At 46.7% G+C, this 26215-nt stretch carries 3 protein-coding genes; 2 read left to right on the forward strand and 1 reads right to left on the reverse strand.

Going from position 1 to position 26215, the window contains the following annotated elements:
* Positions 1–78: 78 nt before the first annotated feature.
* The gene (locus tag OCU28_RS12220; RefSeq protein ID WP_261817968.1) at positions 79–369 is read right to left on the reverse strand and encodes an ArsR/SmtB family transcription factor; all 291 of its coding nucleotides are present in this window, start codon (positions 367–369) and stop codon (positions 79–81) included.
* Between the two features lie 185 nt (positions 370–554).
* Here OCU28_RS12220 and OCU28_RS12225 point away from each other — a divergent pair, with 185 nt between their 5' ends.
* Both OCU28_RS12225 and OCU28_RS12230 read left to right on the forward strand, forming a co-directional pair.
* Positions 555–1247 carry a UTRA domain-containing protein gene (locus tag OCU28_RS12225; protein ID WP_261817969.1) on the forward strand — a complete coding sequence of 231 codons (693 nt, stop codon included), beginning with the start codon at positions 555–557 and terminating at the stop codon, positions 1245–1247.
* A 440-nt stretch (positions 1248–1687) separates the two neighbouring features.
* Positions 1688–26128 carry a VCBS domain-containing protein gene (locus tag OCU28_RS12230; protein WP_261817970.1) on the forward strand — a complete coding sequence of 8147 codons (24441 nt, stop codon included), beginning with the start codon at positions 1688–1690 and terminating at the stop codon, positions 26126–26128.
* Positions 26129–26215: the final 87 nt, after the last annotated feature.

A 26215-nucleotide genomic window follows, 5' to 3' on the forward strand; every position in this document is an offset into this window, starting at 1 on the left:
TACATGTTATAGAAATTAAGGGGAATGATATGCCCTGTTACTGTGGTGCTCGTAGCAAACTCTTTGAATTGATGCTATTTAGCACTCATCGATACAACACTCTTTTTGTAGAAAATCGATGACAGTTTGTAAGCTCTCATATTGAGCAACGCAAAACAGTGTGCGCCCTTCTCTGCGTTGTTCAATCAAATTGGCTGAGGTTAGATTAGATATATGGTGTGAGAGCGTTGAGCCTGGAATATTTAGTGCTTGCTGAATATCGCCCACAGGAGTCCCTTGATGACCGGCTCTTACCACCTGCTGATAAATGCTCAAACGAGTAGGGTGCCCTAATTCTTTGAGTGCTTTTGCGACTTGTTCTAATTGCATTTGAGTCTCCTGTTTTATTTCCATAGTAGTGGAAACAAAAGCCAAGGGAAACATTTTTAAAAATACAAAGTGGCTAGAGGCTTTTAGGTCTCTTATCGATAATCTTTATGGCACAATAGTAATTAGAGCCAGTTGACCTAGGGTGGACATCTTGGATAGGGTGAAATCGAAACTAAGGACGGTAAATGCAGTACGTTAAAATAAAAGACGTTATTGTTGAACAGATCGGATCGGGACTTCTTAGCCCAAGGCAAAAGCTGCCTTCAGAGCGCAAACTGTCCGAATCTTTCGATACCACTCGAGTTACCCTTAGAGAAGCGCTTTCGGTATTGGAAGCAGAAGGCAAAATCTATCGAGAAGATCGCCGTGGTTGGTTTATTTCACCGCAGCCATTGTGCTATTCACTTAGTAAAGTGCACAGCTTTGAAAGTATGTCAAAGGAACAAGGTCGCACCCCTGCGACCAAAGTACTAAAGGCGCATCAGGTATTGGCAACTAAGCAGGCCACTCAGTTACTAAATCTGCCGCCGTTTGCAAACGTTGTGCAGGTAAATAGAGTTCGCTATTTAGAACAGCGTCCCGTTGCCTATACCATCAACTTTACTCGATCTGAAGTGGCTCCAAACATGATTGAGCATGAATTAACGGGCTCGCTGGTGGATATCTGCAAGCAACACTTTGACGTAGTGTTCTCTAATACTCAATATAGAGTAAGTACGACATCATTACTTGGAGACGTAGCTCAAGCATTGCGAGCAACCTCAGGTAGCCCTGCGATGTTGATACAACGCCTGCATCATGATCAAACAAACCAAGTAGTAAGCTGTGACCTAGAATATTGGCGTCATGACGCATTAATCATTGAATCAGTGATATAGCGTTAATCCAAGCACTTCTCTTTTCAACCCCTCTTTACTAACCCATTGTATGGGCTTTTCCTGTGTTTCTTTCCTCAGTTGATGACTCGATTAATCGTGTATTGAAATGATTCCAAATATTGATTTTTTAGTCTGTTTTTTCATCAACCCACAAATGTACATATCATATGCAACCTAGTTGATTTTTTAACTATTTCAATAGCTTACATTAAGTAAAAAATAAGATTTTGAAAAAGAGAGCTGTATTAAGTCCATCTTTTTTATACAGTCTACAGTTGGCGAGTATCTAAATTGCATATTAATGCGGTTTAAAGGTACTCACATCGACATTGTTGGTACTAAACTTAGTAGATACTCAAGTTCAGACTTAAGCGTCTGAATTGTAAGTGAAGTATAGATACGATGCGTTAAATTTACTGATGATATTGGGCGGAACATTCATGACCATTGATGGCAAAAACGAAAGCAAGAACATCGAGCAACCTGAGACTAACGAGCAGATAAAAGCTACAGATAGTCCTAAAGGGAAAAAAGCTCGAGAGTTCAGAGCATCTCAACGGTATGTCGAACCCGCATCAATGCTGTCATTGATATTACCTTCGTATTCCGCGGAGTCCGTACCTTCTGAGCTTCATCCTAGCTCTCATATCGATCATACCCCGTATGTGGCACCTCATGAAGAGGCTGCCCCATATGTAGCTACTCCCGTTGCAGGAGAACAACAGGTACACCCTCAACCTGTTCCAGTTGCAGGTGAGCCGGCAGAGCATCCCAAAGGCTATTTTCAAAGTACCGGCAGCCATCATTTTCATCATACCTCTAACTATGGCAATGCAATTACTCCAGTAGTTGTTGGTCTAGGAAGCGGTTTTGCTGTTTCAAATGGTACTGTATTGCCAGTTATTGCACCTGTATCGAATTCAAATACCGGCGGCTCACATGTTCAATATCCGATTGGTGGTACAACTCAAAGTGGTACGGTAGTTGAAGATACGGTGACAGTTACCCAAGGCACTGTAGACATTCATAACCGTGAATCAGGCGTAGCAATTTCGTTTTCTGCCGACCATTTGCAAGGTAAGTACGGTGAGTTCGAACTCGATAAAGACACGGGTGAGTGGCGTTACAAGCTAGATAGTGCGCATCATCAAGACCTTGCTCAAGGTGAGACCCATACTGAGGTAATGCATGTTACCGCAACGAATATTTTCGGCTTAGCTAAAGGACTTGATGTTACGGTAACCGTTGAAGGTACTAACGACATTCCGGTTATAACCAGTCAAGCTCAGCACGATGACACCAAAGAAGATGATGTGTTATTTGTAAGAGGCCAAGTGACAGCCTCGGACGTGGATCATGGCGCAGTATTGACCTATACCCCCGATGATCTACAAGGCCAATATGGTCTGTTTTCACTTAATTCTAGTTCAGGTAAGTGGACTTACACCTTAGATAATAAGGGCGATCAAGCCCTTGCAGAGGGTGAGCATCACACTGAAACAATGCTAGTCACTGTTACCGATGAACATGGTGCTACAACAACGCAACAAGTCAGCATCGAAGTTACGGGTACCAATGATAGACCTGTAATTAGTAGTCAACCTCAAGTAGATACCGTTAAAGAAGATGGCACTCTATTTGTTAAAGGACAGGTCATTGCTTCTGATGTGGATCACGGCGCGGTATTAACTTATACCCCGGATAACCTGCAAGGCCAATATGGCGCATTTACTCTAAACGCAAGTACAGGTAAATGGCACTACACCTTAGATAACAGCGCACACCAAGCTTTAGCACAAGGCGAGACGCATACTGAAACCATGCTGGTTACCGTAACCGATGAGCATGGGTCTTCTAAGACTCAGCAAGTAGTGATTACAGTTGAAGGGACTAATGACCGCCCGGTTATTACTAGCCAAGCTCAGCATGATGCGACTAAAGAAGATGACGTATTATTTGTGCGCGGCCAAGTTACGGCAACTGACGTAGATCATGGCGCAGTCCTAACCTATACCCCGGATAATTTGCACGGTAAATACGGTGACTTTACCTTAAATAGCAGTGCTGGTACTTGGACCTATAAACTTGATAATACTCATCATCAAGCGCTTGCTGAAGGTGAATCACATACTGAAACCATGTTGGTGACGGTAACGGATGATAAAGGTGCGACTACCACGCAACAAGTTGTGGTGACCGTTTCAGGTACTAATGATAAGCCCGTATTGCAGGCTGATACGCATACCGGCAATGTCAACGAAGACGGTACATTGCTAGCTCGTGGACAAATGATCGCGACGGATGTGGATCATAACTCAGTCTTAACTTATACCGCTGGCAGCCATCACGGCACCTATGGTGACTTTACGCTTAACCAAGGTTCGGGCACCTGGACCTACACGTTAGACAACCAGCATCACCAAGATTTGGCGGCGGGTGAAACCCACACCGAATCCATGTTGGTGACCATCACCGACGATAAAGGCGCTAAAATCACCGAAACTGTAGAGATCACGGTAACGGGGACTAACGATAAGCCGGTTATCACCAGTCACGCGCAAGCGCAAACCGTGAAAGAAGACGCCACCTTGTTTGTGGACGGTCAAGTGACGGCGAGCGATGTAGATCACAACGCAGTATTGAGCTACACCCCAGATAACCTGCAAGGTCAATATGGCGCGTTTACCCTAAACGCCAGCTCAGGCAAATGGCACTACACCCTAGACAACAGCGCCCATCAAGCGCTTGCTGAAGGTGAATCACACACTGAAACCATGTTGGTTACGGTAACTGACGACCAAGGCGCGACTACCACGCAACAAGTGGTGGTAACCGTAGAAGGGACCAACGATAAGCCGGTACTGAGTAAAGACACCCACAGTGGTGCAGTGACTGAAGATGGGACATTAATGGCGAAAGGCCAAGTGATCGCGACAGACGTCGATCATAACTCAGTCTTAACCTACACCGCTGGCAGCCAGCACGGCACCTATGGTGACTTTACGCTTAACCAAGGTTCGGGCACCTGGACCTACACGTTAGACAACCAGCATCACCAAGATTTGGCGGCGGGTGAAACCCACACCGAATCCATGTTGGTGACCATCACCGACGATAAAGGCGCTAAAATCACCGAAACTGTAGAGATCACGGTAACGGGGACTAACGATAAGCCGGTTATCACCAGTCACGCGCAAGCGCAAACCGTGAAAGAAGACGCCACCTTGTTTGTGGACGGTCAAGTGACGGCGAGCGATGTAGATCACAACGCAGTATTGACCTACACCCCAGATAACCTGCAAGGCCAATATGGCGCGTTTACCCTAAACGCCAGCTCAGGCAAATGGCACTACACCCTAGACAACAGCGCCCATCAAGCGCTTGCTGAAGGTGAATCACACACTGAAACCATGTTGGTGACGGTAACTGACGACCAAGGCGCGACTACCACGCAACAAGTGGTGGTAACCGTAGAAGGGACCAACGATAAGCCGGTACTGAGTAAAGACACCCACAGTGGTGCAGTGACTGAAGATGGGACATTAATGGCGAAAGGCCAAGTGATCGCGACAGACGTCGATCATAACTCTGTCTTAACCTACACCGCTGGCAGCCATCACGGCACCTATGGTGACTTTACGCTTAACCAAGATTCGGGCACCTGGACCTACACGTTAGACAACCAGCATCACCAAGATTTGGCGGCGGGTGAAACCCACACCGAATCCATGTTGGTGACCATCACCGACGATAAAGGCGCTAAAATCACCGAAACCGTAGAGATCACGGTAACGGGGACTAACGATAAGCCGGTTATCACCAGTCACGCGCAAGCGCAAACCGTGAAAGAAGACGCCACCTTGTTTGTGGACGGTCAAGTGACGGCGAGCGATGTAGATCACAACGCAGTATTGACCTACACCCCAGATAACCTGCAAGGTCAATATGGCGCGTTTACCCTAAACGCCAGCTCAGGCAAATGGCACTACACCCTAGACAACAGCGCCCATCAAGCGCTTGCTGAAGGTGAATCACACACTGAAACCATGTTGGTGACGGTAACTGACGACCAAGGCGCGACTACCACGCAACAAGTGGTGGTAACCGTAGAAGGGACCAACGATAAGCCGGTACTGAGTAAAGACACCCACAGTGGTGCAGTGACTGAAGATGGGACATTAATGGCGAAAGGCCAAGTGATCGCGACAGACGTCGATCATAACTCTGTCTTAACCTACACCGCTGGCAGCCATCACGGCACCTATGGTGACTTTACGCTTAACCAAGATTCGGGCACCTGGACCTACACGTTAGACAACCAGCATCACCAAGATTTGGCGGCGGGTGAAACCCACACCGAATCCATGTTGGTGACCATCACCGACGATAAAGGCGCTAAAATCACCGAAACCGTAGAGATCACGGTAACGGGGACTAACGATAAGCCGGTTATCACCAGTCACGCGCAAGCGCAAACCGTGAAAGAAGACGCCACCTTGTTTGTGGACGGTCAAGTGACGGCGAGCGATGTAGATCACAACGCAGTATTGACCTACACCCCAGATAACCTGCAAGGCCAATATGGCGCGTTTACCCTAAACGCCAGCTCAGGCAAATGGCACTACACCCTAGACAACAGCGCGCATCAAGCGCTGGCACAAGGGGAGTCGCACACTGAAACCATGCTGGTGACGGTAACTGACGACCAAGGCGCGACTACCACGCAACAAGTGGTGGTAACCGTAGAAGGGACCAACGATAAGCCGGTACTGAGTAAAGACACCCACAGTGATGCAGTGACTGAAGATGGGACATTAGTGGCGAAAGGCCAAGTGATCGCGACAGACGTCGATCATAACTCAGTCCTAACTTATACCGCCGGCAGCCATCACGGCACCTATGGTGACTTTACGCTTAACCAAGGTTCGGGCACCTGGACCTACACGTTAGACAACCAGCATCACCAAGATTTGGCGGCGGGTGAAACCCACACCGAATCCATGTTAGTGACCATCACCGACGATAAAGGCGCTAAAATCACCGAAACCGTAGAGATCACGGTAACGGGGACTAACGATAAGCCGGTTATCACCAGTCACGCGCAAGCGCAAACCGTGAAAGAAGACGCCACCTTGTTTGTGGACGGTCAAGTGACGGCGAGCGATGTAGATCACAACGCAGTATTGAGCTACACCCCAGATAACCTGCAAGGTCAATATGGCGCGTTTACCCTAAACGCCAGCTCAGGCAAATGGCACTACACCCTAGACAACAGCGCCCATCAAGCGCTTGCTGAAGGTGAATCACACACTGAAACCATGTTGGTTACGGTAACTGACGACCAAGGCGCGACTACCACGCAACAAGTGGTGGTAACCGTAGAAGGGACCAACGATAAGCCGGTACTGAGTAAAGACACCCACAGTGGTGCAGTGACTGAAGATGGGACATTAATGGCGAAAGGCCAAGTGATCGCGACAGACGTCGATCATAACTCAGTCTTAACCTACACCGCTGGCAGCCAGCACGGCACCTATGGTGACTTTACGCTTAACCAAGGTTCGGGCACCTGGACCTACACGTTAGACAACCAGCATCACCAAGATTTGGCGGCGGGTGAAACCCACACCGAATCCATGTTGGTGACCATCACCGACGATAAAGGCGCTAAAATCACCGAAACTGTAGAGATCACGGTAACGGGGACTAACGATAAGCCGGTTATCACCAGTCACGCGCAAGCGCAAACCGTGAAAGAAGACGCCACCTTGTTTGTGGACGGTCAAGTGACGGCGAGCGATGTAGATCACAACGCAGTATTGAGCTACACCCCAGATAACCTGCAAGGTCAATATGGCGCGTTTACCCTAAACGCCAGCTCAGGCAAATGGCACTACACCCTAGACAACAGCGCCCATCAAGCGCTGGCACAAGGGGAGTCGCACACTGAAACCATGTTGGTGACGGTAACTGACGACCAAGGCGCGACTACCACGCAACAAGTGGTGGTGACCGTAGAAGGAACCAACGATAAGCCGGTACTGAGTAAAGATACTCACACAGGCAACGTCAACGAAGACGGCACGCTGAGCGCGAAAGGCCAAGTGATTGCGACAGACGTCGATCATAACTCTGTCTTAACCTACACCGCTGGCAGCCATCACGGCACCTATGGTGACTTTACGCTTAACCAAGGTTCGGGCACCTGGACCTACACGTTAGACAACCAGCATCACCAAGATTTGGCGGCGGGTGAAACCCACACCGAATCCATGTTGGTGACCATCACCGACGATAAAGGCGCTAAAATCACCGAAACTGTAGAGATCACGGTAACGGGGGCTAACGATAAGCCGGTTATCACCAGTCACGCGCAAGCGCAAACCGTGAAAGAAGACGCCACCTTGTTTGTGGACGGTCAAGTGACGGCGAGCGATGTAGATCACAACGCAGTATTGACCTACACCCCAGATAACCTGCAAGGCCAATATGGCGCGTTTACCCTAAACGCCAGCTCAGGCAAATGGCACTACACTCTAGACAACAGCGCCCATCAAGCGCTTGCTGAAGGTGAATCACATACTGAAACCATGCTGGTGACGGTAACTGACGATAAAGGCGCGACTACCACGCAACAAGTGGTGGTGACCGTAGAAGGAACCAACGATAAGCCGGTACTGAGTAAAGATACTCACACAGGCAACGTCAACGAAGACGGTACGTTGAGCGCGAAAGGCCAAGTGATCGCGACAGACGTCGATCATAACTCAGTCTTAACCTACACCGCTGGCAGCCATCACGGCACCTATGGTGACTTTACGCTTAACCAAGGTTCGGGCACCTGGACCTACACGTTAGACAACCAGCATCACCAAGATTTGGCGGCGGGTGAAACCCACACCGAATCCATGTTGGTGACCATCACCGACGATAAAGGCGCTAAAATCACCGAAACCGTAGAGATCACGGTAACGGGGACTAACGATAAGCCGGTTATCACCAGTCACGCGCAAGCGCAAACCGTGAAAGAAGACGCCACCTTGTTTGTGGACGGTCAAGTGACGGCGAGCGATGTAGATCACAACGCAGTATTGAGCTACACCCCAGATAACCTGCAAGGCCAATATGGCGCGTTTACCCTAAACGCCAGCTCAGGCAAATGGCACTACACCCTAGACAACAGCGCGCATCAAGCGCTGGCACAAGGGGAGTCGCACACTGAAACCATGCTGGTGACGGTAACTGACGACCAAGGCGCGACTACCACGCAACAAGTGGTGGTGACCGTAGAAGGGACCAACGATAAGCCGGTACTGAGTAAAGATACTCACACAGGAAACGTCAACGAAGACGGTACGTTGAGCGCGAAAGGCCAAGTGATCGCGACAGACGTCGATCATAACTCAGTCTTAACCTACACCGCTGGCAGCCATCACGGCACCTATGGTGACTTTACGCTTAACCAAGGTTCGGGCACCTGGACCTACACGTTAGACAACCAGCATCACCAATATTTGGCGGCGGGTGAAACCCACACCGAATCCATGTTGGTGACCATCACCGACGATAAAGGCGCTAAAATCACCGAAACCGTAGAGATCACGGTAACGGGGACTAACGATAAGCCGGTTATCACCAGTCACGCGCAAGCGCAAACCGTGAAAGAAGACGCCACCTTGTTTGTGGACGGTCAAGTGACGGCGAGCGATGTAGATCACAACGCAGTATTGAGCTACACCCCAGATAACCTGCAAGGTCAATATGGCGCGTTTACCCTAAACGCCAGCTCAGGCAAATGGCACTACACCCTAGACAACAGCGCCCATCAAGCGCTTGCTGAAGGTGAATCACACACTGAAACCATGCTGGTGACGGTAACTGACGACCAAGGCGCGACTACCACGCAACAAGTGGTGGTAACCGTAGAAGGGACCAACGATAAGCCGGTACTGAGTAAAGACACCCACAGTGGTGCAGTGACTGAAGATGGGACATTAATGGCGAAAGGCCAAGTGATCGCGACAGACGTCGATCATAACTCAGTCTTAACCTACACCGCTGGCAGCCAGCACGGCACCTATGGTGACTTTACGCTTAACCAAGGTTCGGGCACCTGGACCTACACGTTAGACAACCAGCATCACCAAGATTTGGCGGCGGGTGAAACCCACACCGAATCCATGTTAGTGACCATTACCGACGATAAAGGCGCTAAAATCACCGAAACTGTAGAGATCACGGTAACGGGGACTAACGATAAGCCGGTTATCACCAGTCACGCGCAAGCGCAAACCGTGAAAGAAGACGCCACCTTGTTTGTGGACGGTCAAGTGACGGCGAGCGATGTAGATCACAACGCAGTATTGAGCTACACCCCAGATAACCTGCAAGGCCAATATGGCGCGTTTACCCTAAACGCCAGCTCAGGCAAATGGCACTACACCCTAGACAACAGCGCCCATCAAGCGCTGGCACAAGGGGAGTCGCACACTGAAACCATGTTGGTGACGGTAACTGACGACCAAGGCGCGACTACCACGCAACAAGTGGTGGTGACCGTAGAAGGAACCAACGATAAGCCGGTACTGAGTAAAGATACTCACACAGGCAACGTCAACGAAGACGGCACGCTGAGCGCGAAAGGCCAAGTGATTGCGACAGACGTCGATCATAACTCTGTCTTAACCTACACCGCTGGCAGCCATCACGGCACCTATGGTGACTTTACGCTTAACCAAGGTTCGGGCACCTGGACCTACACGTTAGACAACCAGCATCACCAAGATTTGGCGGCGGGTGAAACCCACACCGAATCCATGTTGGTGACCATCACCGACGATAAAGGCGCTAAAATCACCGAAACCGTAGAGATCACGGTAACGGGAACTAACGATAACCCAGTAGTCAGTCATATCGCATCACGTACTGTAAATGAAGGGGACAACGCGATAACCGGCACCATTACTTCCACAGATGTGGATCACGGTGACACTGCTACTTACAGTACGACGTTTACGCACCCTGGATTTACCTTAGGTAGTGACGGCAGTTATACGCTGGATCCTACTGATAAGAGTTTTGACCATTTGGCTGAAGGTGAGCATGAGACTCTGGTTATTCCGGTTATTGCCACCGACCATAATCATGGTGTGAGTCAATCACAGAATTTAGTTATTCGCATTGATGGTACCAATGACGCACCAGTTGTAACATTTACCGACAATGGTGGAGATCATACCCATGGCTCTCTTTCAAATACGGATGTTGATACAACGGATACACATACTTATGCGGTAACCGGCGGTACTGTTTCTGGTACAACTCAAACCTTTACCGGTCAGTTTGGTGACTTAGTACTTGATACCGCAACGGGTAAATATACTTATATACAACACCAGTCTGTTGCGGGAATGAGTATTGATAATCAGGGTGTTTATCATGGTAAAGAGTTCTTTGAAGTTAGTACTTCAGATAACCATGGTGGCACATCCACTAAATACCTGACGTTTGAACCTAGTATGTTGGTTAGCGAACCAGCTAAAGATGGTGATCCTGCTGTATTGACACCTAAGCTAAATCAAGTGCCACAGCTACTAGATAATCAGCCTAATATTCCAAAAATAACACCACCTAACAATAAGTTAGATGAGCTGCATATCGATCCGACAACCGATACTGGTAGTAGTCATACTGATGGTATTACCAATATCGATACCCCAACCATAACTGGGCATTCAGGTGTTCCGTTCTCAGTTATAAGCTTGGTTGATAATAATGGTAATGAGGTAGCGAAGACGACCTCGAACAAGGATGGAGACTTTAGTGTTACGCTTTCTCAGCTTTCAGGAAGCGTTAGTGGTGAACTGCACTCTATTACTGGCCATGCGATGGCTCCATCATCGACTCATGCAGTTGATACTCCAACGCCATTGCAACTGACTATTGATACGGATATAGATACTCCGATAGTTAGCCTAACCGACGGAAGTAAAGGCACTACAACCAACCCGAATACGGATATTTCGGCAACAGAGCTAACGCATGTTGATATCTCAGGGGAAATTGACCATAGCGGTGTAATTACTGAACTGACTGGCTTAACGGTCACTGATACTAATGGGAATATTGCAACCTTAGACCCTACTTTAGTAACTTTAGATCCAACAACAGGTAAGTTTACTCTTACAGGGGTAGATCTATCTAGTTATGGCTTTGTAGACGGTCAACTTACGGTACATGCGACCGCGACAGACCTTGCCGGGAACAGTAAAACAGGCACTTCTATTGCGCAGTTAGATACGCACCCAGGCACAATCTCAATTGATACCACCCTTGGCGGCGATAACGTGATTAATGCTAAGGAAACACAATTACCGCTAACCATTTCAGGTACTACTACTGAGATTGAAGCTGGTCAGCAAGTAACAATTGAGTTTAATGGTCAGCAATATCATGCAATAGTGCAGCCTGATCACACATGGACCACAGATGTCCCTGTGGTTGATCTTGCGAAACTACCGGACGGAACTACGCCGACAATTACGGCAACGGTGACAGACCTTGCTGGAAATGAAGCAAAACCTGCAACCCATGATCTTACGATTGATACCTCAATTGATCAGACTACGGTTAAGTTAGTTGATGGTGGTGCAGGTGCAAACTTTGATGGTGTTATCAATTACAACGAGCAAACCCACGCCGTAATCACTGGCACTATCGATCCAACGGCTACGTTAACGGTACTTACGGTTACCGATGGCAAGCATACTATTGATGTACCATTAAATTCAGTCATGGTTGGCGCTAATGGTGACTTTACAGCTAACGGCGTTGATTTATCATCACTTACTGATGGTCAGTTGACGGTAACTGCTACCGCAGTAGATCCAGCGGGTAATGAGTCAACTAATACTGGTAACACATTAATGGATACGGCGCCGCCAACAGCGCCGAAATTGACAGATGTTCCAATTGATAATGATAAAACCCCAACCTTTACCGGCACCAGTGAGCCGGGCAGTACTATTAGCTTTACCGATGAAAACGGTCATCTTTTAGGTAGTACTATCACAGGTCAAGGTGGGTCATTTAGCTTTACGCCAACCCAAGATCTACCTGATGGCGGCAAGGTAAGCGCAACCTCAACCGATACCCACGGTAATACGTCAGCACCGACGTCTATTGATACCAATATTGATACCAGTATTGCGCCAACTACCGTTGATATGACCGATGGTACAATCGGCAGTACTGCGCATCCAAATCACTTAATTGATGAAGAGGAGTCGCATCATGTATCTATTACCGGAACTATTGACCATAGTGATGGCACTGAGACCCTAACTGGATTAACGGTTACAGACAGTCAAGGTCACACTGCGACGCTCGATCCAACTACAGCAACGCTCGATTCAACAGGTAAATTTAGCCTAAGCAAGGTTGATTTATCGAAAGCGGGCCTAGTAGATGGTGAGCTAACCGTGCATGCAACGGCAACCGACCAAGCAGGCAACACTAGTACTGGAACTGGTACAGCCACTCTAGACACGCAAATTGATCAGACTCAGATAGCGCTGATAGACAGCGGTTCAAATACAGATGGTGTTATCAACGCTAGTGAAAAAGGCAATGCTGAGATCACAGGTAGTATTGATCCAACCGCTGAACTAACTTCTGTGGTTATCACAGATACTCAGAATCATCAGCTAATAGTACCTGTTGCTTCGATTGCGGTTGACCAGACGGGTCATTTTACTGCCAATGGCATCGATCTAACATCACTTACCGATGGTCAATTAACCATTACTGCTACCGCAGTAGATCCAGCGGGTAATGAGTCAACTAATACTGGTAACACATTAATGGATACGGCGCCGCCAACAGCGCCGAAATTGACAGATGTTCCAATTGATAATGATAAAACCCCAACCTTTACCGGCACCAGTGAGCCGGGCAGTACTATTAGCTTTACCGATGAAAATGGTCATCTTTTAGGTAGTACTATCACAGGTCAAGGTGGGTCATTTAGCTTTACGCCAACCCAAGATCTACCTGATGGCGGCAAGGTAAGCGCAACCTCAACCGATACCCACGGTAATACATCAGCACCGACGTCTATTAATACCAATATTGATACCAGTATTGCGCCAACTACCGTTGATATGACCGACGGTACAACCGGCAGTACCGCGCATCCAAATCACTTAATTGATGAAGAAGAGTCGCATCATGTCTCTATTACCGGAACAATTGACCATGTCGATGGTACTGAGAAACTAACAGAAGTCACGGTTACCGACGGCCATAACCACACAGTGAAGGTCGATTTAAGTCATGTAACACTTGATAAACAAACCGGTGTATTTAGCTTAAGTAAGGTTGATATATCGAAAGCGGGCCTTGTAGATGGTGAGCTAACCGTACATGCAACGGCGATCGATAAAGCAGGTAACACTAGTACTGGTACTGGTACAGCCACTCTAGACACGCAAATTGATCAGACTCAGATAGCGCTGACAGACAGCGGTTCAAATACAGATGGTGTTATCAACGCTAGTGAAAAAGGCAATGCTGAGATCACAGGTAGTATTGATCCAACCGCTGTACTAACTTCAGTGGTTATCACAGATACTCAGAATCATCAGCTAATAGTACCTGTTGCTTCGATTGCGGTTGACCAGACGGGTCATTTCACTGCTAATGGCATCGATCTAACATCACTTACCGATGGTCAATTAACCATTACTGCTACGGCAGTAGATCCAGCGGGTAATGAGTCAATCAATACTGGTAACACATTAATGGATACGGCGCTGCCAACAGCGCCGAAATTGACAGATGTTCCAATTGATAATGATAAAACCCCGACCTTTACAGGCACCAGTGAGCCGGGCAGTACTATTAGCTTTACCGATGAAAATGGTCATCTTTTAGGTAGCACTATCACAGGTCAAGGTGGGTCATTTAGCTTTACGCCAACCCAAGATCTACCTGATGGCGGCAAGGTAAGCGCAACCTCAACCGATACCCACGGTAATACGTCAGCACCGACGTCTATTGATACCAATATTGATACCAGTATTGCGCCAACTACCGTTGATATGACCGATGGTACAATCGGCAGTACTGCGCATCCAAATCACTTAATTGATGAAGAGGAGTCGCATCATGTATCTATTACCGGAACTATTGACCATAGTGATGGCACTGAGACCCTAACTGGATTAACGGTTACAGACAGTCAAGGTCACACTGCGACGCTCGATCCAACTACAGCAACGCTCGATTCAACAGGTAAATTTAGCCTAAGCAAGGTTGATTTATCGAAAGCGGGCCTAGTAGATGGTGAACTAACCGTGCATGCAACGGCAACCGACCAAGCAGGTAACACTAGTACTGGTACAGGTACAGCGACCTTAGATACACATCCGGGTACTATTGCTATTGATCCAACTCTATCGGTTGATAACGTGGTGAATGCGCAAGAGACGCAATCGCCATTAGTCATCTCCGGTACGGTAACAGGTATCGAAGCAGGTCAGATTGTTGATGTTGAGCTTAACGGAAACACCTATCATGCCACTGTTGATGGCAAAGGTGGCTGGAGCACTATAGTTCCACAACCTGACGTGGCTAAGCTTCCGGACGGATCGTTAGATATCCAAGCCAACGTGCAAGACAAAGCGGGTAACCCAAGCTCGACCATATCCCATCAATTGTCGGTCGATACTCACGTTGGTGCGCCAACCAGTATTACCTTTGAAGGTACGGGCATTGATAGCATCTATAACATCAACGAAGTCGGCACTGATGGTACGATAACGGCCACGATTGGCTTGCCAACGGATGCTCAAATTGGTGATGTTCTGACCATTAATGGCGTGCAACACACGTTGACCGGTCAAAATATTAAAGACCAGCATGTTGAGACTGAGGTACACCCAGATGAGACAATCACAGCTAGCCTAACGGATAAAGCGGGTAACAGCTCAACAGACCTGTCAAATACCGCGCCAAGCGCTGACCTTGCACCACCATTGCCACCAACGCTAACGCCGATCCCAAATGCGGATCACAACAAAGACAACACGCCACCAATTATCGGTACTACAGAGCCGGGTGCATTAGTTGACATCAGCATTGATGGCAAGCATGTGGGTCAGGTTACCGCAGATAAGAGTGGTTCATTTAGCTATACGCCGCCACAGCAAACCGATGGTCCGCACAGCATTATCGCTATTGCCACGGATATTGCTGGCAACCAATCGCCACCAAGTACCCCTATTACTACCACGATAGATACTACGCCACCGGCGCAACTTGGCTTGCAATTGACGACAGATACAGGCTCTTCATCGAGTGATCTGATCACCAGTAATGGTCAATTAACCATCACAGGTCAAGAAACCGGTGCCCATACACTGTATTCAGTGGATGGCGGTCATACATGGACCAACAGCTTTACGCCTATTGAAGGCAGTAATTCGGTCAGTGTGAAGCAGGTTGACGTTGCGGGTAATGAGTCTAAGCCAACCGACTTAACCTTTACCCTTGATACCAAAGTGGCAGCGCCGCAGGTAGAGCTTAAAACAGATACCGGTTCAAGCAATACTGACCATATTACTCAACACGGTGAATTGGAAGTAACGGGCACCGAAAGCGGTGCACATATTGAGTACTCTATTGATGGAGGAAAAACCTGGGTAGATAACCTTGGCCAACAAGTTGATGGTCAATATACAGCCTTGGTACGCCAAACGGACGTTGCCGGTAATGTGTCGGGCCCAACTAGTATCAGTTACACGGTTGATACTCAAACACATGTTGATGTTGGCATCAAAGATACTTCATCAGGTGTGTTCGGCAAGGATAGCTTCTTAGATAAGGCTGAGATTGACGGCGACCTTAACCAAATATCGGGTCATCTTGACTCTGACGGAGAGTTAACTGCACTTGTTATCTCTGATACCCATGGCGGGAAAGTAACGCTAGACCTCACTCATGTGAATCTTCACTCTGATGGTTCGTTTGATATCAGTGGTATCGACCTTTCAAGCCTAGCTGAGGGTGAATTAACGGTTACGGCAACATCTGTTGATACCGCCGGAAACCATGCCACTGAAACGGCAACTATCTATAAAGATACTCAGAATACGGCTACTGATGTAACCAATGCGGTTAAAGAAGAAACCAAAACCACTGTTTCTGGGCATGTTAACCTTGAAGCCGATGCACATGGTGTTCAAAGTACGGTTGTCACCGGTTCGTTATCCGGCGATATTTCAGGTACATACGGTACTATGCACCTTAATCGCGATGGCTCATATACCTATGACCTAGACAACACAAACGGTAAGGTTCAAGCGTTAGGTGAAGGTGTACAGATCACTGATACCTTAACCTATACCACCATAGATCCAGCGGGTAACTCCAAAGAGTCTCATCTAGTAGTGACGATTACGGGCACCAACGATAGAGCGGTTATTGGTGGTGTTACTACAGGCGCAGTTATAGAAGATAAAACCCCAGACGCTCATCATCAGCTAGCTGCATCTGGTACTTTAACTATCAGTGATATTGATACTAATACCAATATTTCAGGTGGTGAGGAGCAGTTTAAGACATCAGTTGGCTCGAATTCGAAAAACTGGGGCAAGTTGGCCATAGATAAAGATGGTCATTGGCATTATCAAGTCGACAACGACAAACCCCAAGTGCAGCAACTTCAAGAGAAAGATACCCATACTGATACGTTTGTGGTTCATTCTGTTGATGGTACCTCCGAGACCATTTCTGTAACCATTACGGGTACTAAAGATGCACCAACAATAACGCTCAATAAGGGCGCCGATGTAGGTGCAGTAGTTGAAAAAGGTACTACATCCGATGGGCATAATATTGCAGGTACAGCAACGGCGCATGGTCAGTTTGTAGGACATGATGTAGACCAAGGTGATACTCAGAGTTGGAATTTGGTTGGCCCTAGCCATGGCACTTATGGCGATATAACTGTCGATCAGCATGGTCGTTGGACTTATACCCTAGATAACTCGCTAAGTGCGACTCAAGCTCTAACCCAAGGTGAAATAGAATCAGAAACCTTTACTGTGCGATTAAAAGACAGTACCGGTTTGACCGTCGATCACAATGTCAAGATCCAGGTTACGGGCAGTAACGATCAGGCTCAAATAGCGGGTACTGACACCGGTACGGTGAAAGAAGATACCCAAATAGCAAGAAACCATACGCTTCATACCACAGGTCAATTAACTATTTCAGATGTGGATGCAGGAGAAGACCACTTCCAAGCTGCGACGCTACTTGCTGGCCATAATAACCATCTTGGTACGTTGAATATTGATGCTGATGGTAAATGGAATTATGTGGTTGATAACTCTTTACGCAAAGTACAAGAGCTTAAAGATAGCGACCACATCGATGACACGTTTAAAGTGCTTGCCGCAGATGGCACCGAGCACACGATTACTATTCGTATCAATGGTACCAACCATGTTCCGGAAATAGTGAAGGGACAGGGTGATACTGGAGCTGTTGTTGAAGCGGGTTCGCACGCAAATACTGCTCATCATAAAGTTGCTGAAGCAGGTATCGACACTATTACCGGTACTTTACAAGCACATGATGAAGACAAAGGTGACCCAGCTCATTGGGCTGTTACTCAATCTCATGGCACTTATGGCTCACTAAGCATTGACCAAGATTCAGGTAAGTGGGTTTATAAACTAGATAATCACAAAGCGGATAGCTTACATGAAGGCGAAATAGCAACTGAAACCTTTACTGTAACGGATACAGATTCGTCAAACACACCGGTATCTCATCAGGTTGTTATTACCTTAACCGGTAGCAATGATGTGCCAGTTATTACAGGTTCGCATGCTGGGGCTGTAACAGAGGCAGGTGGTACTGCCAATGCTCAAGCTGGTGTTGCTATTATCCACGGAGATTTGACCGCAACTGACCCAGATAACAATGATGGAACTCTAGTGTGGTCAGTACAGGGTGCAACGACAGGTACAACTACCAAAGAAGGTGCCTACGGCGCTATCACTATCGACCAGCATGGACACTGGACATATCAACTTGATGATAGTAAAGATGCCACTCAGAAATTAACCGGCAATGACAACCCTCAAGAGCACTTTACTATGCTAGTGACAGACTCTTCAGGGCAATCGATTAAGCAAGATATCGTAGTAACGGTACATGGCAGCAATGATAATCCAGTATTAGCTGCATATCAGCCGGCATCTTTTGCAGAAGACTCAAGTAAAGGTGCTTCGCATAGTCAGGTTCAAACTGTAGCGTTGCCGAAAGTTTCCGATGTCGATGACACTCACTTTACTTACAGCATAGATTCTCACGCTGATAGTGGAAGGCATAATGTCGGTCAGTGGGTAACAATCGATAAGAATAGTGGGGTTATTTCTGTACATACCAATGCCCAGATATTGCAGCATCTATCGCAAGGTGCATCGCACCTAGAGCATGTAGTGGTAACCGTAACAGATGCACAAGGTGGTACAACCCAGCAAACCCTTGATCTCACAATTACTGGTACTAATGATCAGCCTAAAATAACCAATGCTAAGATCTTGAGTGAGCTTAATGAGAGTGGCTCTAAGGAGAGTGCGAGCAATCATTATTCAGTTACTCACGATGCATTATCGAGAGTTAATGTTGTAGAAGACCATATTGTTTCGGGCAAGATTGAATACTCAGATATAGATGACAAGATCTCACCAATACACCCAACGGGTGACGTGCATGAATTCTATACTGTCGACGATCACGGTAATCGAATCAACCGCCCAGATTTGCTGTTAGATCCGAAGACGGGCTCGTTTGAGTTCAACGCAGGCGTATCTGCGTATCAACATCTTCAGGTAGGTCAAACCGAGGATGTTACGATAAAAGTGCAGGTTATTGATCAATATGGTGGTGAAAATACTAGAGAGCTGCACTTTACCGTACACGGACGAAACGATTTACCTGAGGTTATCCAGCAGCACCCGTTACAGGTGCTGGAAGATGGTGTATTGAAGTTTTCTGCTGCAGACCTTGCTGGTAATAACCACCAATTTATTGTGGACCCTGATGGGGATACAATGGCTATTTCTGGCGTGCAAATTGTCGCAGGAGCAGATGGTAAGACTCATGGCTCCATTGTTGACTTGGGGATGGGGAATTATCAATACACGCCAGATAAAGACTTCAACGGCAATGTAAAACTACAATACAAGATCGAAGATGGTCGTGGCCATACCATGGTAACAGACGGTGAGATCGTAGTTACGCCACAAAATGATAGACCAATTCAAGGCCATACTGAATTAAGTCATGTTCATGAAGATTCAGGTTCGGTGACCTTTACGGTGCAGGATCTACTTAAAAATACCCACGATATTGATAATCCAGGTTCAAGCAACCATGATATTGAGTTGGTACCAGGCACGGTTAAGTTAGCACATGGCCAAGGCACCTTGGTTGAGAATGCTGGAGGCAGCTGGACCTTTACACCAGACCCTGATTGGAACAGTCATAAAGGTGGTGGTGATGTTCGATTTACATTTGAATATATCGATGAAGGAACGGCATTCGGTCAGGCTTCTGGGCATGCACAAGCCGTTCCTGGCAGCGCAACCATAAAAATTGATCCGATCCAAGATCCGGCAGTGATTCATGTTCCTCATTCACCTCACCTACCTGAGGTGACAGATCGCACGCATTCAGATGTCTCAGGTACATTAACCGTAACCGATCCAGACCTTAATGAAGACCACTTTAAAGCAGAAAGTAGTATTCAAGGAACCCATGGTTTTGCCAAAATCAATACCAAAGGGGAATGGGAATATCACCTTAACCCTACTTCGCCTGCCGTTCAGGCACTAAGTCAGGGTCAAGAAATTACCGACTCGATTAAGGTTCACTCTGTAGATGGTACCGAAGCAACGTTAACCATTCGTATCCATGGCACTAATGATCAACCAATTATTACCGTGGCAGATCAAATTACGGCTACAGAAGCGAATGCAAACGACAAATCAGCTCAAGGTCATCATAAGTTTGTTGAAGGGCAATTTATCGCAACTGACCCTGATGTTCGCGACCACCAGACCTTTAGTTTAGTAGGATTTAATGATGAGAAACATTTGCCGGCAAGTTTCTTGCAGCATGTATCATCTCATCACGTACCGGGATTGACCCTTGAAACAAGTGGTAAGTATCGATTTGATAGAACAAACCCAGCATACAACTATCTGAAAGAAGGTGAGACCCTAACCTTTGATATCAAGATTCAAGTGACTGATGGGCATGGCGGCAAAGATACGCGCGTGGTCTCGGTTGTCGTAACAGGTACCAATGATGCACCAGTAATCGATCACCCGATACCAAGCTTAGGTACGGTTGGTCAACATCAAAACTCTTTAACATTCCAAGAGGGTGTTTTAGTTGCATCTGCAACCGATCCTGATGGTGATGACTTGAGTATCTTTAAGGTCGGTACGCAACACCAGCATACTGATGTACAGGTACTTGATCCGTCACTGGGGCACATTGATGAAGACGGTAACGGTGGCTATATTTTCCACCCTAGCACGGCCGCAAGTGGCAAAGATGTAACTATCGCTTATAAAGTGACCGATGGTCATGCGCAAACTGTTGCTACTTCTACAATACATGTAGATTCAGATCCGCATAATAATGGTAATAAGCAAGCGCCAACATCTACTCCTGCACCTAGCGGGACTTCAACATCGAGCCAAACGTCAACACCTAAACCACCAGTATCAGATATTGATAAAATTACGGGTGACTTAACAGGTGGTGTCAATGAGGATGGCGGAAGCTCTTATACAGACGCACACAATGACCAACACCATTTGAAAGCGACAGGTCATGTACAAGCAAAATCACCAAGCGATGCCCAAGCGCATGGTGTTCAAGGGGCGAACCACAGCCCTGGTACATATGGTTACTTGACGGTAAAACCCGATGGAGATTGGGAATATCACCTGTATCCACATACTGGTCTAACCGATCCGGTTAACCAATTAAGTGAAGGTGATGTACTAACCGATCATATTGCGATTGAGAGTGCACACTCGGGCCATCAAGATATCACTATCACGATTCATGGTAGTAACGACAAGCCAGTTGTTACAGGCCAAGAAAATATTCAGGTGTTTGAGCAAGGGACCTCACACGCATTGGCGCAAAATAAGGCCATTGTTGAAGTCGATAAAATGCACCTTGAAGGGGACTTAAAAGCAACTGATGTCGATCACAATGACCATGTAATCTATGCGGTTGATCCATCCAATGCATTGCAAGGCTTCACTATAGATAATAAGGGGCATTACACTTATCAGCCAACTCATAGTGACCCAATTCTAAATGGCTTGAAACCAAGTGAAACCCGCGATGTCACTGCTAAAGTATTGGTATCAGATGGTCATGGTGGCAATGTTATTGTGCCAATTCACATGACAGTACACGGAAGAAATACAGCACCAACAGCAGATTCTCATGTGAATCTTGGTCATAGTGATGAAGACCTTACAGTTCAGATCGATGGTACTTCTATTGGTCAAGGGCATGTTGCAACCCAAGCGGGTTCAGTTGATTTGATTGCGTTGGCGCATGCTAAGGATGCAGAAAAAGATCCACTACATGTTGTCAATATTAAGGTTGTTGGTGGTCACGGAACCTTTACTGACCAAGGCAATGGTGTCTATAAGTTTGTTCCTGAGGGGGACTACCATGGTCCGGTTGAGTTTACCTACGGTATCTCTGATGGTCTTGAGACCAAGTTAGTAAAAGCAACATTAAGCATTGATTCTGTTAATGATAAGCCAGTGGCAGCTAACTTTGCGCTTAAAACAACATCAGAAGACCATCCGGTACACTTTACTGCTCATGATATTATTGGATCTGGAACTGCAGCCGATCATGGACATGTAACTGACCCTGATTTTGCTACTGATGGGGCACATGAGCATATTGTGTTGACTGACGTTGAGCTTGTAGATAAATCTCAAGGGACATTAAAATCAGATGGCCACGGCGGGTATACATTTACTCCAGCTAAAGACATTAATGGTCAAGTGCAGGTCAGATACACAGTGCACGATAGTCTTGCGGGTCAACACGGTGTGAGTGGAGGACAGCAGGTTGACTCTGGTATAGCCACAATCAAGGTCACTCCAGTCAATGATAAGCCTGTAATTGTTGATACTAAACATGAGTCGGCTACTGAGGATGATAAGTCTACCTTTGTTGCTGAAGGTAAATTAGATATTACCGATGGCGACAGCGGTGAGGGGCACTTTGTTGCAAGTAGTCACATGAGTGGGACTTATGGTTACCTTGAAATAGATAAGCAAGGAACCTGGAAGTACCATTTGATGAAAAACTTTGATTCACATGTTCAAAGTTTAGCTGCAGGTGAAAAACTTGAAGAGCACTTTACATTAAAAACCGATGATGGTGCTCCTGATCATACGACTCATTCATTGGTAGTAGATATAGTCGGTACTAATGATGGTGCGACTATTTCTGGTACGGCAACGGGTACAGTTAACAGCGGTGTAACTGCGGCAGTCACTGAACAACTCGCTTCGTCGACATCAACAGTTGCTCCTCAACATGAGATGACTGCGAATGGTAAATTAACGGTAGCGGATGTTGATCATGGTGAAGATGGGTTCAAGGCCCAGACACTAACCTCTACTGGACATAATCATCATTATGGAACCTTGACTATTCAACAAAATGGTTCATGGGCATATATCATTGATAATAATCGTCGTGATGTTCAGCAGCTACATGAAGGGGAAAAAGTAGTAGAGCACTTTACTGTAACCTCTATTGATGGCACAGCGACGCACACCATAGCAGTGACTCTAGTGGGTAAAAATAATGCCCCTGTTGTTGCCCACGTAGCGAGTCAAGCTGCTACTGAAGCCGGCACTAAATTGACTGGTCAATTGCATGCAACAGATATAGATAATGATTCAAGTTCAATGACTTATAGCTTGCAGTCAGGTACACATGCACCAGCAGGATTTGTGTTACATTCAGATGGTAGCTACTCATTTGATCCTAAAAATGGCGCCTACAATGCTTTGGCAAAAGGTGAGCATCAAACAATCACTGCTCATGTAGTGGCTACAGACAATCATCACGGTACAAGTGAGCCAAAAGAGATAGAAATTGTTATCACGGGTACCAATGATGCTGCAACGATTAGTGGACCGAGTGCTATTCATGTGACTGATAGCTCGAGAGTCAATAGTCATACGGTATCGTCAACCCAGCAATTGCATATTTCTGATGTTGACCACAATGAACATCATTTCCATGCACAGAGCAGCATAGCTCCGGATTCAAGCCATCCTTCACAGAGTGGTTTATCGACTAATGCTTATGGTCATTTATCGATTACTGATGATGGTCTTTGGCAGTACCATGTTGATCATGCGGATAGAGTGAAAGCAATTCCAAATCGCCAGCATGTAACGGAAACCTTTACCGTACATGCCATCGATGGTACCGCGCATACAATAACCGTGACTCTAGACGGTAAAAATGAAGCGGCAACCTTTAGTGGTACGCTTGTTGGTGAGGTGGTTGATGGAACTTCAACATCAGTATCTGGCACCTTGAAGGTTACAGATATTGATCAAGGCGAATCAGGTTTGACGGTAGCAAATAGCAATATACAGCCGTCTCACACCGATACTCATGGTCACTCGGGGCTCTCTAGCAGCAGCTACGGACACCTTAGTGTTGATACCCATGGGCATTGGACATATAAGGTTGATGATGGGCATGCATTCCAGCAAATTCCAGCAGGACAAGCGGTAACAGAGACATTTAGTGTACACGCTAAAGACGGAACCTCGCATAATGTTGTAATTACCCTAACTGGTAGTAATGATGCGCCAACGGTTTCAGGCGATGTAACTATGAGTCAACATGGGCGTGAAGATCGAGTGATTACGTTAGACACAACGCAATTACTCAAACATGCAACCGATATTGATAGTGGCGATACATTAACTGTAGCCAATGTCCATGCTGCGCACGGTCACGTGACAGTGGATAAGAATGGTCATTTCAAGTACCAACCAGATCATGATTATCATGGCCGCGAAACCTTTACCTATGACGTCACTGATAGCTCTGGCTCTAAGGTTCAAACGCATGCCACCATGACTGTTAACTCAGTAAACGATGCTCCTGTCGCGCATGCAGCTCCAGCTTTAGCTGGTATAGATGAAGATGGGTTTAAGATTTTCACCTCATCTGATCTATTGAAAGGTGCGACAGATGTCGACCACGATAGTTTGACAGTATTGAATCACTTAGTAACCGCAGACCATGGTGATGTGAAGTATGATGCTCGTAGTCATAAATTTATGTACTATCCAGATTCGAACTACCATGGCAAAGAAACTCTTCATTACAAGATATCTGACGGCCATCGCGGAACTGCTGATCAAACTGCGACCTTTGATATTGCCAGTGTGAATGATGCGCCTAGTGTTTCTAAGCCAGTATCACTTACTGCGGACCATGAAGACCACTCGGTTACGTTAACCGAGCAACAACTGCTTGCGAATGCACATGATGATGACCATGACACCTTACATGTCACAGGCTTAACTGTGGATTACGGTTCGATTACCCATAATCATGATGGAACATGGAGCTTTAAGCCTCAAGCCAACTATCATGGCCCAGTTGTATTTAGCTACCAAGTGGCAGATGGACATGGTGGTACTACAAATACGACTGCTAGCATGACAGTGACAGCGGAGAATGACGCGGCACATATTAAGCTGGAATCAGGAGTTATATTACCTACGACTGGACAGCACCCAACTACAGCAGGGCGCTTGCTTATCACTGATGTAGATGGTCATGCACAAGAGCATTTTAAAGCTGCGACAGGGTTGCATGGAACATATGGTGAGTTTGATATGTTAACGGATGGTCAGTTTAAATATACACTGACAGACCAGCATAACCCTACCATCCATAACCTTGTAGCAGGTCAAAGTGTTACGGATTCGGTCACGGTACATTCAGCAGATGGTACTCCATTTACGGTGGATGTAACTATATATGGTCACGACAACCATGCACCAACGGTGAGTCAAGGTGCACCTATCGCAATGCTAGCGACAGAACAGCACCAGTTCTCACTATCAGACTTTTCATTCCAAGATTCTGATATGGACACACTGGATCATATTACAATTACGGGATTACCTAGTCAGGGTGAATTAACCTTTAATGGACATCATGTCACAGTGAATCAAGAAATTGATGCGGCAGATATCGATAAGTTGGTCTTTACCTCGCATCAAAGTGACCACGATAATGTCGTATTCCATATAACGGCTAGTGACGGTCATGTTGATTCAGCAGAAACCAATGTAACTATGCACGTGCATGCAATACCTACAGCTCATGGGTTAACAGCACCACAACTTATAGGCTCTTCCGACGAACCAGCACCTGCTGATGAGCCAGTAGAAACGGTGACAATAACCTTAGAGTCACTTGCTCAAACAGGTGCGGATAGTCATTCTGGCGCGCAAACGTATTTAGACCATCTTGGCTTAGCTCAACCAGATCACAGCCAAACAGCAGACCACGCACTGCCGCAAGATTTAGACATAGTTCTGAATCAAGACAGCGCAGCTCCTGCATTGGATGAGCACGGCCTGCCTGTAGATGATTCAACAATCGCAAATGCGGACGATGTGCATCATCATCAAGACGATGACCCAACCAAGCATCACCATGATCACCTTGATACGACAGATTGGGGAAATCATCATGGATAGGCGTTAGAACTGGGTTCTAGAATCGTTCTACACCGTCACCCCGCCTGCGCGGGGATGACGGCTTTAAGGTGTGGTGCTTGTGGAGCG

It is taken from the genome of Vibrio gallicus, from assembly GCF_024346875.1.
Classification (GTDB): domain Bacteria; phylum Pseudomonadota; class Gammaproteobacteria; order Enterobacterales; family Vibrionaceae; genus Vibrio; species Vibrio gallicus.

What these genes read in the sequence shown, in the direction of transcription:
- OCU28_RS12220 (WP_261817968.1), bottom strand. Translation starts at nt 369, where the DNA reads ATGCAATTAGAACAAGTCGCAAAAGCACTCAAAGAATTAGGGCACCCT.
- OCU28_RS12225 (WP_261817969.1), top strand. Translation starts at nt 555, where the DNA reads ATGCAGTACGTTAAAATAAAAGACGTTATTGTTGAACAGATCGGATCG.
- OCU28_RS12230 (WP_261817970.1), top strand. Translation starts at nt 1,688, where the DNA reads ATGACCATTGATGGCAAAAACGAAAGCAAGAACATCGAGCAACCTGAG.